This window comes from Dysgonomonas massiliensis (genome assembly GCF_900240225.1).
Taxonomy (GTDB): Bacteria; Bacteroidota; Bacteroidia; order Bacteroidales; family Dysgonomonadaceae; genus Dysgonomonas; species Dysgonomonas massiliensis.
The window spans coordinates 25,581-39,824 of record NZ_OEPV01000006.1 but is presented as its reverse complement, the minus strand read 5'-3'; the positions used below and the strand labels follow the sequence as shown (position 1 = coordinate 39,824).

General features: G+C 37.4%; 16 protein-coding genes and 1 tRNA gene. 2 read left to right on the top strand and 15 right to left on the bottom strand.

The features are described from left to right. Position 1: 1 nt before the first annotated feature. Both C1A06_RS07140 and rpsU read right to left on the bottom strand, forming a co-directional pair. Complete coding sequence (locus tag C1A06_RS07140) at positions 2–901, bottom strand: tyrosine-type recombinase/integrase (protein ID WP_101689563.1); 900 nt, start codon at positions 899–901, stop codon at positions 2–4. A 60-nt stretch (positions 902–961) separates the two neighbouring features. Beyond that, positions 962–1,153 (bottom strand): 30S ribosomal protein S21, encoded by a 192-nt coding sequence (gene rpsU / locus C1A06_RS07135; RefSeq protein WP_101689562.1) that lies wholly within the window; start codon positions 1,151–1,153, stop codon positions 962–964. A 443-nt stretch (positions 1,154–1,596) separates the two neighbouring features. Between rpsU and C1A06_RS07130 the strand changes: the two genes are divergently transcribed. Continuing rightward, positions 1,597–1,971, top strand: a complete 375-nt coding sequence (locus C1A06_RS07130; RefSeq protein ID WP_101689740.1) for a DUF5856 family protein — start codon at positions 1,597–1,599, stop codon at positions 1,969–1,971. Positions 1,972–2,012: 41 nt separating this feature from the next. Here C1A06_RS07130 and C1A06_RS07125 read toward each other — a convergent pair whose 3' ends face one another. Next, entirely contained in the window at positions 2,013–3,830 is a 1,818-nt protein-coding gene (locus tag C1A06_RS07125) for a mechanosensitive ion channel family protein (RefSeq protein ID WP_101689561.1), read from the bottom strand. 211 nt (positions 3,831–4,041) lie between these two features. Here C1A06_RS07125 and C1A06_RS07120 point away from each other — a divergent pair, with 211 nt between their 5' ends. Next, positions 4,042–4,686, top strand: a complete 645-nt coding sequence (locus C1A06_RS07120) for a DUF1847 domain-containing protein (protein ID WP_101689560.1) — start codon at positions 4,042–4,044, stop codon at positions 4,684–4,686. Positions 4,687–4,771: 85 nt separating this feature from the next. Here the strand turns inward: C1A06_RS07120 and C1A06_RS07115 are convergent. From C1A06_RS07115 to C1A06_RS07060, 12 genes are all read right to left on the bottom strand, one after another. Beyond that, positions 4,772–4,842 (bottom strand) — tRNA-Gln (locus C1A06_RS07115). 35 nt (positions 4,843–4,877) lie between these two features. Further along, entirely contained in the window at positions 4,878–5,429 is a 552-nt protein-coding gene (locus C1A06_RS07110; protein WP_101689559.1) for a hypothetical protein, read from the bottom strand. 26 nt (positions 5,430–5,455) lie between these two features. Further along, positions 5,456–6,484, bottom strand: coding sequence for an endolytic transglycosylase MltG (mltG, locus tag C1A06_RS07105; protein ID WP_101689558.1), 1,029 nt, complete (start codon positions 6,482–6,484; stop codon positions 5,456–5,458). A 16-nt stretch (positions 6,485–6,500) separates the two neighbouring features. Next, a complete protein-coding gene (locus C1A06_RS07100) occupies positions 6,501–7,772 on the bottom strand; it encodes an S-adenosylmethionine:tRNA ribosyltransferase-isomerase (protein ID WP_101689739.1) in 1,272 nt (423 codons plus the stop codon). A gap of 38 nt (positions 7,773–7,810) precedes the next feature. Further along, positions 7,811–8,494 (bottom strand): tRNA (guanosine(37)-N1)-methyltransferase TrmD, encoded by a 684-nt coding sequence (gene trmD / locus C1A06_RS07095; RefSeq protein ID WP_101689557.1) that lies wholly within the window; start codon positions 8,492–8,494, stop codon positions 7,811–7,813. A gap of 12 nt (positions 8,495–8,506) precedes the next feature. Further along, positions 8,507–9,043, bottom strand: a complete 537-nt coding sequence (locus C1A06_RS07090; protein ID WP_245872023.1) for a GNAT family N-acetyltransferase — start codon at positions 9,041–9,043, stop codon at positions 8,507–8,509. A 6-nt stretch (positions 9,044–9,049) separates the two neighbouring features. Next, on the bottom strand, positions 9,050–9,739 hold the full coding sequence (locus C1A06_RS07085) for a cell division ATP-binding protein FtsE (RefSeq protein WP_101689556.1): 690 nt from the start codon (positions 9,737–9,739) through the stop codon (positions 9,050–9,052). An 8-nt stretch (positions 9,740–9,747) separates the two neighbouring features. Continuing rightward, positions 9,748–10,341, bottom strand: coding sequence for a bifunctional phosphoribosyl-AMP cyclohydrolase/phosphoribosyl-ATP diphosphatase HisIE (gene hisIE, locus C1A06_RS07080; RefSeq protein WP_101689555.1), 594 nt, complete (start codon positions 10,339–10,341; stop codon positions 9,748–9,750). A 231-nt stretch (positions 10,342–10,572) separates the two neighbouring features. Further along, the gene (locus C1A06_RS07075; RefSeq protein ID WP_101689554.1) at positions 10,573–11,211 is read right to left on the bottom strand and encodes an ExbD/TolR family protein; all 639 of its coding nucleotides are present in this window, start codon (positions 11,209–11,211) and stop codon (positions 10,573–10,575) included. A gap of 145 nt (positions 11,212–11,356) precedes the next feature. After that, positions 11,357–11,965: an HAD-IB family hydrolase gene (locus tag C1A06_RS07070; protein WP_101689553.1), complete on the bottom strand. Its 609-nt coding sequence runs from the start codon at positions 11,963–11,965 to the stop codon at positions 11,357–11,359. 2 nt (positions 11,966–11,967) lie between these two features. Further along, on the bottom strand, positions 11,968–12,855 hold the full coding sequence (locus C1A06_RS07065) for a decaprenyl-phosphate phosphoribosyltransferase (RefSeq protein ID WP_101689737.1): 888 nt from the start codon (positions 12,853–12,855) through the stop codon (positions 11,968–11,970). A gap of 18 nt (positions 12,856–12,873) precedes the next feature. Next, positions 12,874–14,232 carry a DUF6080 domain-containing protein gene (locus C1A06_RS07060; RefSeq protein WP_145996360.1) on the bottom strand — a complete coding sequence of 453 codons (1,359 nt, stop codon included), beginning with the start codon at positions 14,230–14,232 and terminating at the stop codon, positions 12,874–12,876. Positions 14,233–14,244: the final 12 nt, after the last annotated feature.

Sequence of the window (14,244 nt, the reverse complement as noted above, 5' to 3'; positions counted from 1 at the left end):
TTTAATTTTCGCCCGCCCGAGGGTGAGCTTGTTTATAAATACTTTTTAATTCTTCGAACGAAGTATGTGTATACACCTCCGTTGAAGCCAAACTCGAATGACCTAACAATTCTTTAACGGCATTAAGATCAGCCCCATTATTCAGCATTCCAGTTGCAAACGAATGCCTCAAAACATGCGGACTGGTTTTAGATAGAGTTCCGACCGATTGCAGATGCTCATGAACCAAACGGTGAACAAACATCGGATAAAGCTGCTCGCCATCATCTTTCACGAACAAGTATCCTGAACGAAAAGTCAATTCCTCATTACGCACATCCATATACTGTTTTATCATTTTCAGCATAGGTTTACTTAATGGAATTAATCGTTGTTTATTACGCTTACCGGTTATCTGAACAGTCTCATTAAAGAAGTCTATATCTTCATCCTTTATCCCAATCAATTCTGCTCTGCGTATCCCTGTAGCATAGAATAATTCCAGAATAAGATGAGCCCTCATATCAGCAAAACTGCCTTCGAAATTACTATCATCCAACACACGATCCATTTCTTTCGAATTTACGAATGCCGGAATTGGCTTTTTCATTTTAGGACCAACAACCTTCTTCAACGGACTAGAAGCAACAACACCCATGCGCATTAAGTAGCGATAGAACGACTTCAGTGCGCTGAGCTTCCGATTTACCGATCGCCCGGAAATACCACTTTCCATCAACGACATGATCCACTGACGTACAATATCGGCATCAACTTTGTCGACAGATACCTCTTCCCCGAAACGTTTTTCGGTAAAGTCTGCAAACTGACGCAAGTCCTCTAAATAAGAAATCTCCGTACGTGGGGAATAATTCCTCTCGTATCGGAGACAACTCATATATTTCTCGATCAACTGCGTCATACAATCTCTTGTTAGTTATATAACGAAGTTAATCAATATTTTTTTACATGCAAACAGTTTTTATTCTTCTTCGCGACGTAATTGTTGTACATAAACTGCGTGTTGTCTAGCCTTTCTATTCACTACAGATGGCTTAAGGAAAGCTTGGCGACGACGTAGTTCTTTTACAACACCTGTTTTTTCGTATTTTCTTTTAAATTTTTTAAGAGCTCTTTCGATATTTTCGCCCTCTTTCAATGGTACAATAATCATTTTGATTCTATTTTATTTTGTTATTTTTTAATTTTCTTGCTTTAAGGTCACCTCTCTATCGACGAAGCGACATCATTTTTTATTCAAATAAATCGGATGTTTTGCTTATACAAATCTTTCGAACATCGCATCTACAGTACGACGTCTACATCTAACATTAATATGTATGTTCAAAAGATCATATAACCTCCTCTCTATTTTCGGGGTGCAAATATACCGGTTAATTTATTTATATCCAAGTTTTCAGCAAATAAATTCATCATATACACCACTTTGTAAACTTTATATATTTTCAATTAAACACCTATATCTATCAGCCATCAAATCATTCGATTTTATTTATATCGTTTTAATTTTGATTAATTATATCTATGATGCACTTTTGTAACGATCAGATTAAAAACATATTAATATTATCATCAATACAAAACAACAAAAAAAAGATGGAAACAAAAACACTAAAAATTGCAGACCTATTAGGCAAATTCGTTTCGTTCAACAATGGTTTAAAATTATTTCATTGGCATGTAACCGGTGATGGCAGTTATGCACAACATATGGCAATAGACGAGGCTTTAGAAAGTCTTTTGGATGCAGCCGACAGCTTAGTCGAGACACAATATGCTGTGCAAGGTGATCTTAACATCACAATCCCATCAACTAGTCTTCCTACAGACATTATCAAGTATATCGAAGATTTCTACAGCTATATTGATGTAAACCGCGAACTATTCGACGAGTCATTCACGCAAGGTATAATAGATAGCATCAAACAAACTCTTCAACAATTGCTATATCGTTTGAAGAGATTGAAATAACAGCAGTAATCAACACTTTTTTTCAAAGCACTTTCTCAAAATCACACATGAGGAGGTGCTTCCTTCTTAGATGAAGGCGGCATCATTATTTCATTTCCGTCTCGCTGAGCTACATAATGTGGCGATAGAATTTCTATACCTGCTTCATGGAGCTTATCCATGACAGATTCATTCAGATTGGAAGTAACACGCGCTAAGGTTTTCACATCTCTGGTATAGGCGTTAACCTGGTAGCTACAATAAAAATCATCCAGTTTAGGTATCAATACAAATGGCTTAGGATAAGCAACGATACCTTTAGCACCCAAAGCCGCTTCGACAAGTAGCTTTCTTATCAAATCTTTGTCAACCTCATACCCAACCGTCACATCCACAGTTACTACTATTGGTTGATACTCTATCGACATACTATAATTGATTGTCTGAGCCGACATAACAGCCGAATTAGGGATTGTCACTATTTCATTCTGACGAGTACGAATACGTGTTACAAAAGGTGTCTTCTCAATAACGACTCCCATGACATCATTCATCTTAATCTGGTCCCCAATTCTAAACGATCGCATATACGTAAGCACCATTCCCGCCATTAGGTTACCTATAACTGTTGTAGATCCCAATGAGATTACCAAGCCGACAAACACCGACACCCCTTGAAATATTGCTGAATCAGAATTTGGCAGCAAAGGCCAAATCATAATTACCATAAACGAATACAGTAAAAATCGGAAAATGTAATAAGTCGGATAAGCCCAATCGGAATAAAAGCCATTAATACTCAGCTTACCCGTAGCTATCTCATTAGTCACATACTTCAAGCCCTTATTCAGATAGCGAAAGCATATAAAAATCACAATGATCTTTATAAAATTAGGAAGATAACGGCCTATATTTTTCAAGATATCCCAAAACGGATCCCACACGTAAGAAAAGAGTGTGTAGGCAATATCTTTGGTCTCAGGGAAAATCGAAAACAGGATCGGAATACTTATAATCAGCTGAATCAGAATAACAAGCAAGCGAACTATATTCGAGAAGAACAACAACACCCTAGCTTGCTTACTGACATCCAGAAATTCATAATCTTTAATCTTGATCGGGCGCATTTTTGTACGCATAAACCCTACAATTTTTCGACGTATTTTTCGGAATAGCCTATTAGTAAGATATATCAAGCCAATCTGAAGAGCAATAACAAGGATAGAAAATAAAATTCCCTTAATCTTCATCATCAAACCATATTCAGCATGAAGTTCTTGTATTCGGTTTTCTATTATTGGCAAATATTCCTCAGCCAATTCTTGACGGGTCTTGTTTTGCCAAAGTCCATCTTGATCAGTCAAAGTTATAATGACATGTTCTCCGCACATTATATCTGTAACATATTCGCTCTCGAAAATAGACAACGAATCAACGTCCATAGTCAGACTCTTCCCTAATTTCAGTATCACTTCCTGAGCACGGCTTACTCGCTCTCTGGGTGAAACTCCTCCACGCTTTGTATACAACAAGAATAGTGTGTCGCTTTCAATCACCAAAGGGATACCATTAGTATGTCTTCGCAATGAATCTACTTGCGCTTTTTGCTTTGCTCTTTTGAGAGAATCAACCTCTGCGCTTTGTTTCAGACTTCGATCATACTCGGCAAGAATAAGGATTTCGTTAAGTTTCAGCTCTTGAATCTGCAATTTAAGATCCTCAATTTCCATTGAATCTTTTACCGACTTAGGCAAAGTATCTTTACTGGATTCTTCTATTAAAGAATTACCCGAAGCTCCAACCTCTGTGTTGTTTTGAGGAAAGATGGTTATTGATGAAAACATCAACAATATAATAATCAAAAAACTTATTCTAGGCATATGCTATACTTCTTGGTGTGTAAGTCTTATAAATCCAACAAAACGCAATTTAAGAAAAAAGTAACAAAAGTAACAAAATTTACAACTTTCACTTATTCTTTTATTATTGAATAAAATTCTTTGTTTCTACAATAAAAAATATCACTCTATAGATAAATTTCTTTCATTCTAAATAATGTGTACCTTTATAATACACAAATTGAATATAACCATGCAACAAAAAAATACAGACCCCACATGCGTGGATTGCGGCACGCAGAATTGCAAGTTCAAAACCCGAACTTATCCTGAATTTTGTCCTACAACCAACCTCGACAAAGCGGATCTAGAATGGGCTTTAGAGCGTTACGACGAAGGCAATAATCACTCGATAATGGTTGCAAGTGCCGAAGTAGAATACGAAGGTTATGGAAAACTTACCCGCGTTGAAGAAATCATGGAGTTCGCACGCAAGATAGGAGCTAAGAAAATAGGAATTGCTAATTGTATCGGCCTGATAAACGAGGCCCGTATTTTTGCAAAGATACTCCGGACTAACGGATTCGAAGCATACTCCATCATATGCAAGGTTGCAGGAGTTGACAAGTCGGCAGTAGGCATACCAAAAGAATGCGAAAGTATAGGTCCGGCTATGTGTAACCCTATATTACAAGCACGACTGATGAATCAAGAGAAGACTGATCTGAATGTAGTTATCGGACTATGTGTAGGTCACGATAGTTTGTTTTACAAATATTCGGATGCCTATGTAACGACACTTGTCACTAAAGATCGCGTAACGGGACACAATCCGGCCGCAGCATTATATACTGCAAATTCGTATTACAGCAAGAAACTATATCCTCAAGATCAATAGACAAAAGTTACGCACAGAAACCATCAATACAATAAAAAAAAGAGACTGATCTTCAATGAAAGAATCAGCCTCTTTTTTTAAACTGTTGTCCTACTAGGACTCGAACCCAGACAGACAGAACCAGAATCTGTAGTGCTACCATTACACCATAGGACAATTTTGCAGACGTAAAATTATAAAAAACACACGAACTAAAAAAGTTCAGGATAGATTTTTTCAGAAATACAGTGAGGCTGCGACTCTATCTCCTTATCAAGTATAGAAGACCAGCCTAATTTATCGAATTCAGATTCCAATAACGAACAAACTTCGAAGTCGTCTTCCGACACTTTATAAAGCTTTCCATCCTTACTGCCCGAAACCGACACCTCAAAACAATTATCCATCACCCAAACATGAACCTTCTTACCCCAAAGTTTGATATGCTGAGGTTGCTCCAAATCGGGATATTTCACGATTGTCACTTTCAGTTTATCCAACTCGTCAAACGAATACGATTTTGTAGGATCGAACGAAATAAAACCTTCCTCCAAAGGTGTAAGCATTATACCCATTTTCGACAATTTATCGATCAGTTCTTCTCTCCCATCATAAAGGAAATAAGCACAGAAAGAATCTCCCTCACAATTGTGCCCTCCGCGAGCACGCATATAATGAAAGTAGTTCAGGCTTTTCGCCCAACGTATTATTTCTTCTCTCGTATTATTTTGAAAAAGTCTTTCTTCTTCTATTTTAAAGCCCATTGTTCAATATTTTACTTCTTAATAAATCAACGAATACCTCTTCGGTTAAGTTCTGCACGATATTTAGCAGCATTGATATTATGCTGAGCCAAAGTTTTGGCAAAATTATGATACCCCGAAAAATCTTCCTTAGCACACATATAAAGATAGTCATGTTTTGTATAATTCAAAACACCATCTATTCCTTTTATCGATGGCACGCGTATAGGTCCCGGAGGTAAGCCTTCATATTTATATGTATTATAAGGGGAATCTACCTCGAGATGAGCATACAATATACGTTTCAAAGAAAAGTCGCCTACTGCAAATTTCACAGTAGGATCGGCTTGCAGTTTCTGACCTTTCTTTAGTCTATTTAGATACAAACCTGCCACTATAGGATATTCGTCCGAATAGGTACACTCCTCCTCAACTATGGCAGCCAAAGTAGATACTTCAACAGGAGTTAAACCAATAGCTGCCGCCTTAGACTTTCTATCATCAGTCCAAAACTTAACATACTCCTTATTCATCCGGCTTAGGAATTTATCAAGACTTATATCCCAATAAAACTCATACGTGTTAGGAATAAACATTGCGACTATCGTCTGCGTCGTGAATCCCAGGCTCTCACAAAAATTCTCATCATTCAGTTTGCGCTTCAGATCATCTGCTGTAATCATCAACTGCTCTGCCAAGCGTTCGCAAAGATCATCTTTCGTTCTTATATTATTAAAAGTAATTCTTACGGGTGTCTGTGCTCCGCTTCTCAAATTTCGAATTACATCAACAATATTCATATCAGGTTTAATAACATAATTACCAGTCCTAAGATTATCTTTATATTGCATTAAACCCGCTACAAGATCAAAATTATCGACAGATTCAACCTTCGCTTTTTCTTTTAGATCAGCCAACAGTTTATCATAATCTTTAGTGCTGTCTATTTGAATACTTATCTCTTTATCGATAGCAAAACCGGTATTAGCCACTCTATAGGCATAAATACCCAACGCAGCAGCTACTACTATTAGAACACAAAGAAGAGTTAATCCAATTTTTACTATTTTTTTCATAATCTGATAGATAAAATTAGTCGTTCAAAAGTAATGAACTATCGCCATAACTCAAAAAACGGAAATCATTATCCAATGCATAACTATAAACCTTCTTCCATTTATCGAAGTCAGGATTCAAAGCATTATTATCTCCAATAAAAGCAGAGATTAGCAACATCAATGTACTCTTAGGCTGATGGAAATTTGTAACCAAGGCATCAACAACTCGACAATTATAGCCGGGTTTAATCATAATCTGAGTCTCGGCAATCAAATTATTCAGTTTATGTTTATCCAGATAATCTACAATATTACGTAAAGCCTTTTGCACTGATATTTGATTACTTCCAACAGTATAAGCCTGCGATTGAGTCACTTTCAGATCATGAGTTTCTGGATCAGCTTCCAATATTTCACCAATGTAATATAGACTTTCTAAAGTTCTTATTGATGTTGTTCCAACAGCAACGATCTTATCTTTGGCGGATAACAGATGTTCTATTAAGCTTTTCCGAACAGAAATAAATTCGGAGTGCATTACATGCTCGGCAACAGATGATTTTACGGGGCGAAAAGTTCCCGCACCTACATGCAAAGTCACATAATCAAGCTCAACTCCCTTATCTTTCAATGCAGTCTGTACTTCTTCTGTAAAATGCAATCCTGCAGTAGGAGCTGCAACAGAACCTTTCACTTTCGAGTACACAGTCTGATAAGTCTCTTTATCCTGTTCCTCGGTATCACGATTCAGATACGGCGGAATAGGTAACTCGCCACTGGCATCCAATATATCGGCAAAAGTAACTGAATCAGAATTCCATTCGAATTCGACAATATGGCTTTCACCATGCGATTGCTTCAATCGAGCATGAATCTCAACATCTTCACCATTGATAGCAATCGTTTTTATAAGATCGCCTTCTTTCCATTTCTTCAGATTTCCGATGAGACACGCCCACGAACATTTTTGTGTCTGCTGAAATATCAATGCATAATCGTGCGGCTCATGTGGTTCGAGACAAAAAATCTCGATAATAGCTCCCGTCTGTTTCTGAAAATGCATACGTGCTTGAATGACTTTCGAGTCATTGAAAATCATCAAACTACCTGCAGGAATAAAATCCGGCAAGTGAAAGAATCTGCTTTCTTCTACTTCTCCATTCTTATAAACCAACAGCTTCGAGCTATCTCTTTTTGCTAAAGGGTATTTAGCAATACGATCATCCGGCAAAGGATAATCGTATTCAGCAATATCAACTTCACGGTCGATATTCTTTATATTCAATTTGTTTCTTTTAAACTCCATCTGATTATAGTGAAGCCTCATCGGCCAGACTTATTCGATTAATCATCATTATGTAGTAAATCAGGACGTAGCAGCTTTGTTCTCTCCATAGCTTGTTGCAATTTCCACTCGTCAATACGGGCCTGATGTCCCGACAACAACACATCCGGAACTCGCCATCCTTTGTATTCTGCAGGACGAGTATAAACCGGTGGAGCCAACAGATTATCTTGAAATGAATCAGACAAAGCCGATTGTTCATCCCCAATCACACCCGGTATAAGACGGACTACAGCATCAGCAATCATAGCAGCAGCCAATTCTCCTCCGGTCAATACAAAATCACCAATCGATATTTCGCGAGTAATCAAATGTTCGCGGATTCGGTAATCTATACCTTTATAGTGTCCGCAAAGGATGATAATATTTTCGTAAGAAGACATGTGATTCGCTATTGCCTGATCGAAAACTTCCCCATCGGGTGTTGTAAAAATAACTTCGTCATAGTCACGCTCACTCTTCAGAGCTGCTATTACATTATCTACGGGTTCGATCTGGATAACCATTCCGGCTTCGCCTCCAAAAGGATAATCATCTACACGACGATGTTTGTTGGTTGTATAATCGCGAAGATCGTGAACTACGATTTCGGCCAAACCTTTATCTTGTGCCCGTTTCAGTATCGAGCAGTTAAGCGGGCCTTCAAACATCTGCGGCAGTACGCTGATAATATCTATACGCATTGGGTAATTTTCTTAAAATCCGTATACAGAACTGTATATTTCTCTTTTGATTTCGGGGAACAATTCGTTCATATCTATTTTTCCCCATGTCATCAGATACATAGCCAAAGGATTATACCCCTCGATATAAGGCGGTTGCTGATAAGCCAGTTTATCCCAAAGACGGAAACCCAATCTCTGGTAGAAACCGATACGACGATCGGCAATATATGTAGTAGGCAACTCAACTTCGATGATGATAGGTTTATCTACACTACTCATAAAGTTGGTCATGGCTGCAGCCCCTACTCCACCATTTCGGGCTTCGGGCGTTATCGCAAAATGCTCGCCGAATACAAAATTCTCAAATTCCCAATAAGTAAATAATCCTATTGCTTTTCCGTCGTCTTTGATCGTATTGATGACAAATGACTTCTGAGGATCACTGTAAAAATCAATCATTAATTCGAAAGGACGCCTTTCACTCTGTGGGAAAGCCTCCATATAGACTTTCTCGATAAATGCTACCTCCTGCGAATCGTTGATATTTAAGTTTACCAGTTCAATCATTTATTGTTATGTATTTGCTATTAATATTTCTTTCAAATGTCCGTCTTCACATCTCAATATTTTGCCCGGATGCTTTTGCACCACAGCATAGTTGTGTGTCGACATGATAATTGCCGTACCTTCACTCGAAATCTTATGTAACAATTGTACAATCTGATTGCTAGTTTCGGGATCGAGATTTCCTGTCGGCTCGTCAGCTAATATTACCTTAGGCGAGTTTAGTAGAGCACGGGCAATAACTATACGTTGCTGCTCACCGCCCGACATTTCGTGAGGCATCTTATAGCCTTTATTCTGCATACCAACCTGAGTCAACACTTCATTTATACGGATTGAGATCAGCTCCGAGTTAGTCCAACCAGTAGCACGAAGTACAAATTCGAGATTCTTTTCGGCCGAACGATCGGTAAGTAATTGAAAATCCTGAAAAACGATTCCAACCTTGCGACGCAAGAAAGGTATGTCTTTCTTTTTGATCGTTCCAAGCTCATAATCCAAAGCTTTCGCATGTCCCGAAATAATAGGAACTTCGCGGTAAATACTTTTCAAGAAAGTACTTTTACCCGATCCTACTTTTCCGATAAGGTAAACAAAATCACCCTCGCAGATCGAAACATTTACTTCCGACAGCGTGGCCTGACCATCTCGACCTAGATCGACACCCGTATATTCTATTATTGCTTCCTTACCTTCCATAACGGATATTATTTATGTCTTTTTTTCAATTCACGAGCCAAATCTTCGATACTCAACCCTTTCGAAGTCAATAATACGATCAGGTGATAAATCATATCTGCCGATTCGTAGATCAGTCGGTCATCAGTACCATTACAAGCTTCAATAACCGATTCGATTGCTTCTTCGCCTACTTTCTGAGCCATACGGTTCACACCCGACTGAAACAAAGATGTAGTATATGAACCTTCGGGCATTTCGCTATTGCGCTTTTCGATAAAATGTTGAAGATGCTTCAAAAACATGATATCCTCAACATTCTTTTCTTCGAAACAAGTATCAGCTCCCGTATGACATACTGGCCCTACTGGATTAACTTTGATCAATAGAGTATCCTGATCGCAATCTTCTTTTATGCTGACAACATTCAAGAAATTTCCACTTTCTTCTCCTTTTGTCCAAAGCCTGTTTTTTGTTCTACTGAAGAATGTCACTTTGCCGTTTTTCTGGGTCAAAGCCAATGCTTCTTCATTCATATAGCCTAGCATCAGCACTTTGTTGGTTTCGTTATCCTGAATGATAGCAGGTATCAAACCTCCAACCTTATCAAAATCTAATTTCATATTTCTTATCTTTTTACTTAAAGTGACAGAAGTAACAAAAGTAACACTTTTTTCGCGGTTTTCAATTATTATGTTTTTCGATTTCGACAAGTCTTACTAATTAACATTCTTGACTTTAGTATACAGATAAACTTCGCAATAATCTTTCAGTTCAATAAAAACGGGAGACTACACACATCAATGCATAATCTCCCGATGACAGTTTGAATAAAAATCCAATAGAAAAGCACTTTATCGAACCGCACCAGCCATGGCCGTCAATTGTCCTTTTTGTCTCAGATTCTCCATTACAAACTCATCACTTTCTTCCATATCCATTATAGCATATTTACCCACTCCACAGATATGCATTTCATCGAGTATTTCCACCAAATTTCTATAAACCGACTTTTCTGTTGGCTTTATCATTACTGTAATTCCTTCGGGTAGAGCTTTTATTTTTTTCACTTGTTCCTGATACTCGTCTTTTGATATCGACTTAGATGTAAGCTGAGTCTTCAAATCTTTCAGACGGCCAACCAATGCCGAGTTTTTCTCGAGTAATACATCACGAACTTCACGATAAGAGGCCTCATGCAATTGCGTATAATCTTCATAGTTTGGCATACCATGATAGTAATATACCTTATCATTCTCTCCTAAGATGAGTGTCAACGATTTACTCTCGGGTGCAGGAGAACGATTTTCGGGATCATCGATAGGCATCACGATATCCATTACCTGCGGCATACTAAGTGTTGTCACAAACATAAAGAATGTGATCAGCAACATATTCATATCTACCATCGGAGTAAAATCAACGCGCAAATTATGTTTTTGTGGTTTATTTCTTTTTCCTCCACCACCTCCGCCTGTGTCTATATTTGCCATAATATTTATGTTTTAAAGGGTTAAACTTCTATTCCAATTTTCGGTTTATCTAATAGAGGTTCTTTTCCTTCAAATTCCATAAAAAGAGGGAGCATTTTTATGAAATACTCCCTTCATATCCTAATTTCAGACGTAATTAATTTATCTATTCAAATTTCCGATAGAAAGAATAATCTGCCAAAGCCAATAATTCTTTATCGCCAGACGAATCACCATAGGCATACATTTGCCAACTTTCTATGTCAGGGAAAACATCTTTCAAACGATTCACCTTCTCAACCCCATTACAATTATTACCTAAAAAATCTCCGGCAATCAAACCATCCTCAACCTTTAATCTTGTAGCAATAACTACAGCCACTCCTACCGAATCAGCCCAAGGCTTTATCCAGTTTTCGGGCGACGCACTATCAATCACAATTAGATGACCTTGTTGCCTATGCCACTCCATTCTCTTTAAGGCTAAAGGATTTACTATTTCGTTCACTCGCATACAATACCTTGCACAAACCTCATTGAAGCTTTCAATGTTTCTATTGCCAAAAAAATATCTTAGAAATGACTTTTTAGCTTTTTCTCCCGAAACAAGCCCCAGCTTATGCAAAATAAGAGTCGGAGAAACGAGAATTAACCCTGCAAAGAAACGAACATCTCCATAGTAGAATCGCGTAAAGTCGAACAATGTATCTTTGGTCGTTAGCGTACCATCGAAATCAAATACAGCTACAGTTTTTCGGGACAACACTTGTTCCATTTTTACGATTTATAGATAAGTGAAAACACGAGAAATGAGGCAACCCATCCAAGTAGTACAATGTGGATAAAAGTATCTTTCAGGAATATTTTAGTAGGATCGCCACCTTTACCTTCTACAAAAATGATCTGCAGGTATCGCATCAATCCTAGGATAACAAACAGTGAAGTTAGGTAGAGTTTATCCCCATTTCGATCCACGACTTCGGGCGAAATCGTGTACATGATATACGCTATAATTATGATCGCCGTAATTATTATTACTATAGCATTCAATAATTGAAGATTGTATCCATCAATATTTTTTCTTGATTTATCGCCCGTATTTTCGAAGATAATCACATCATCGCGACGCTTGCCCACTGCCAAGAGTAACGCAAGCAAGAATATCATTATAATCAACCAATTAGATATTAATATACCTGTTACTGCTCCCCCTATAAAGACACGAATCACAAAACCAATTGCAACAATCGTTATATCAACAATCGTTATATGCTTCAGTTTCAACGAATAGAAGACATTCAGAACAAAATACCCTCCTAAGAGCAATATCGCTGCAAAATCTTTCAGAATAATAGTATATATAGCAAATCCCGCCACTAACAACAGAGTTATCCCTACAAATGCTTCTTTCTTATTGATTTCTCCTGATGCTAAAGGTCTAAATCGTTTTTCGGGATGCGCTTTATCAGCTTCGATATCACACCAGTCATTGATTATATATATAGAACTAGCTACTAAAGAAAATCCGATGAATGCAAAAAGACATGGTACCAAAAGCGAGACTTCTGTAAAACGGAAAGAGAAGAATACTGGCAAGAAAACAAACAGGTTTTTAACCCATTGTTGCGGCCTCATTAGCTTCAAGTAAAGTTTAGCTTTTGTCATCATCTTGCAACAGAAAAATCAGTCTAAAGGAAATAGCTCGGCGGCTAAAGTTGTAAAGTTATATATATGGCTCATATTATTAACAACCAATGCCACAAACATACAACAAATTACGCAAAAAAGTAACTTCGAAACATATACGTTTTTGAAACTTTTGTACATCCAGCCTATCAATAAAGGCACACAGTAGAGCCAATGGGCTCCATAAATAAATGGATCGAACAGACCAAATCGCAAGATCAAATGCAAGAAGATATCGAAAGACAGCAACATAACGACCATTAACGCAAAACGATTCTTATAGTTTCTCAATATACCTACTATCACGAAGAACAACGTTAGAATACCCACTATATATTGCCATAAACTTTGATAAAGTTTAACTCCTAAAAAAAACTGTTCTTTACCGGTTTCCTTGTCAAGCCATCCATTCAATTGATAATCGGAGAAGAAAACAGGAATACTATAAAATTTATTATATACAAAGATCCACATATTAGACAAAAAATCGGGATCCGTAGTCCATGCATTTTGATGCACTAGAATAGAGATAAACAAATTCTTATCCAGGAAATAAAGTGATGCAAAATGAACTGCAAAGATTATAGCCAGAAAGACTAATCCCACAACGAATATTCGCTTTACAATAGTCCAGAACTTTTCTTTCAAAAACAGCATCGGTATAACACCCTTAGTCATGTTGGTTATTGTCATACCTCCGAGAAATACGTCCGCCAACAATACCGATGAGAACAATGATGGGGATTCCCCTCTCTTTATATATGCACTATAGTAGTAAACAGTAAAAGACAGCATCATTGCCGAGAAAGTAAAACTTTCGGGCGTAAATGCCAATATCAAATTCATAAAAAAGAAGGCATAGAATAAAGTAATCAGTAATGATATCTTTGATCGCAATTCGACAATCTCTTTCAGATATCTAAAAATATACACACAAGACATACTGATCGACGAGGCACTGATCAGTACAAACATCAGCGTTTTGGCTTTATAATCTATGAGGTAAGCCAAAAAATCGCCAATTAGCACAAGCGGGTAGCAGAATGCAAACATCAGAGGATGACCCGATATATTGGTTCGTCCATACCTTAATACAATCGGATTGTCGAAAGAAAAGTACAGATCTGTATCGAAAACCTTATGATCTATAGCATAACTATTAAATACAATAACTAACGAATAGGAAAGATAAAACAAAAGCAAACCTAGAAATACAGTGATTTCGGTTCGTCCTTTAGGTAAAGCTGTTCTAAAAATATCCTTTATATCCAGAATGAACGGAAGATTCTTTATCGTCATAAATTTCTGTATGTAGTCAAGAAACTCGGCAAAATTAGCTAAAAATAGTTTTGACATAAAGTTTTTCCG

What these genes read in the sequence shown, in the direction of transcription:
- C1A06_RS07140 (WP_101689563.1), bottom strand. Translation starts at nt 901, where the DNA reads ATGACGCAGTTGATCGAGAAATATATGAGTTGTCTCCGATACGAGAGG.
- rpsU (WP_101689562.1), bottom strand. Translation starts at nt 1,153, where the DNA reads ATGATTATTGTACCATTGAAAGAGGGCGAAAATATCGAAAGAGCTCTT.
- C1A06_RS07130 (WP_101689740.1), top strand. Translation starts at nt 1,597, where the DNA reads ATGGAAACAAAAACACTAAAAATTGCAGACCTATTAGGCAAATTCGTT.
- C1A06_RS07125 (WP_101689561.1), bottom strand. Translation starts at nt 3,830, where the DNA reads ATGCCTAGAATAAGTTTTTTGATTATTATATTGTTGATGTTTTCATCA.
- C1A06_RS07120 (WP_101689560.1), top strand. Translation starts at nt 4,042, where the DNA reads ATGCAACAAAAAAATACAGACCCCACATGCGTGGATTGCGGCACGCAG.
- C1A06_RS07110 (WP_101689559.1), bottom strand. Translation starts at nt 5,429, where the DNA reads ATGGGCTTTAAAATAGAAGAAGAAAGACTTTTTCAAAATAATACGAGA.
- mltG (WP_101689558.1), bottom strand. Translation starts at nt 6,484, where the DNA reads ATGAAAAAAATAGTAAAAATTGGATTAACTCTTCTTTGTGTTCTAATA.
- C1A06_RS07100 (WP_101689739.1), bottom strand. Translation starts at nt 7,772, where the DNA reads ATGGAGTTTAAAAGAAACAAATTGAATATAAAGAATATCGACCGTGAA.
- trmD (WP_101689557.1), bottom strand. Translation starts at nt 8,494, where the DNA reads ATGCGTATAGATATTATCAGCGTACTGCCGCAGATGTTTGAAGGCCCG.
- C1A06_RS07090 (WP_245872023.1), bottom strand. Translation starts at nt 9,043, where the DNA reads ATGATTGAACTGGTAAACTTAAATATCAACGATTCGCAGGAGGTAGCA.
- C1A06_RS07085 (WP_101689556.1), bottom strand. Translation starts at nt 9,739, where the DNA reads ATGGAAGGTAAGGAAGCAATAATAGAATATACGGGTGTCGATCTAGGT.
- hisIE (WP_101689555.1), bottom strand. Translation starts at nt 10,341, where the DNA reads ATGAAATTAGATTTTGATAAGGTTGGAGGTTTGATACCTGCTATCATT.
- C1A06_RS07075 (WP_101689554.1), bottom strand. Translation starts at nt 11,211, where the DNA reads ATGGCAAATATAGACACAGGCGGAGGTGGTGGAGGAAAAAGAAATAAA.
- C1A06_RS07070 (WP_101689553.1), bottom strand. Translation starts at nt 11,965, where the DNA reads ATGGAACAAGTGTTGTCCCGAAAAACTGTAGCTGTATTTGATTTCGAT.
- C1A06_RS07065 (WP_101689737.1), bottom strand. Translation starts at nt 12,855, where the DNA reads ATGACAAAAGCTAAACTTTACTTGAAGCTAATGAGGCCGCAACAATGG.
- C1A06_RS07060 (WP_145996360.1), bottom strand. Translation starts at nt 14,232, where the DNA reads ATGTCAAAACTATTTTTAGCTAATTTTGCCGAGTTTCTTGACTACATA.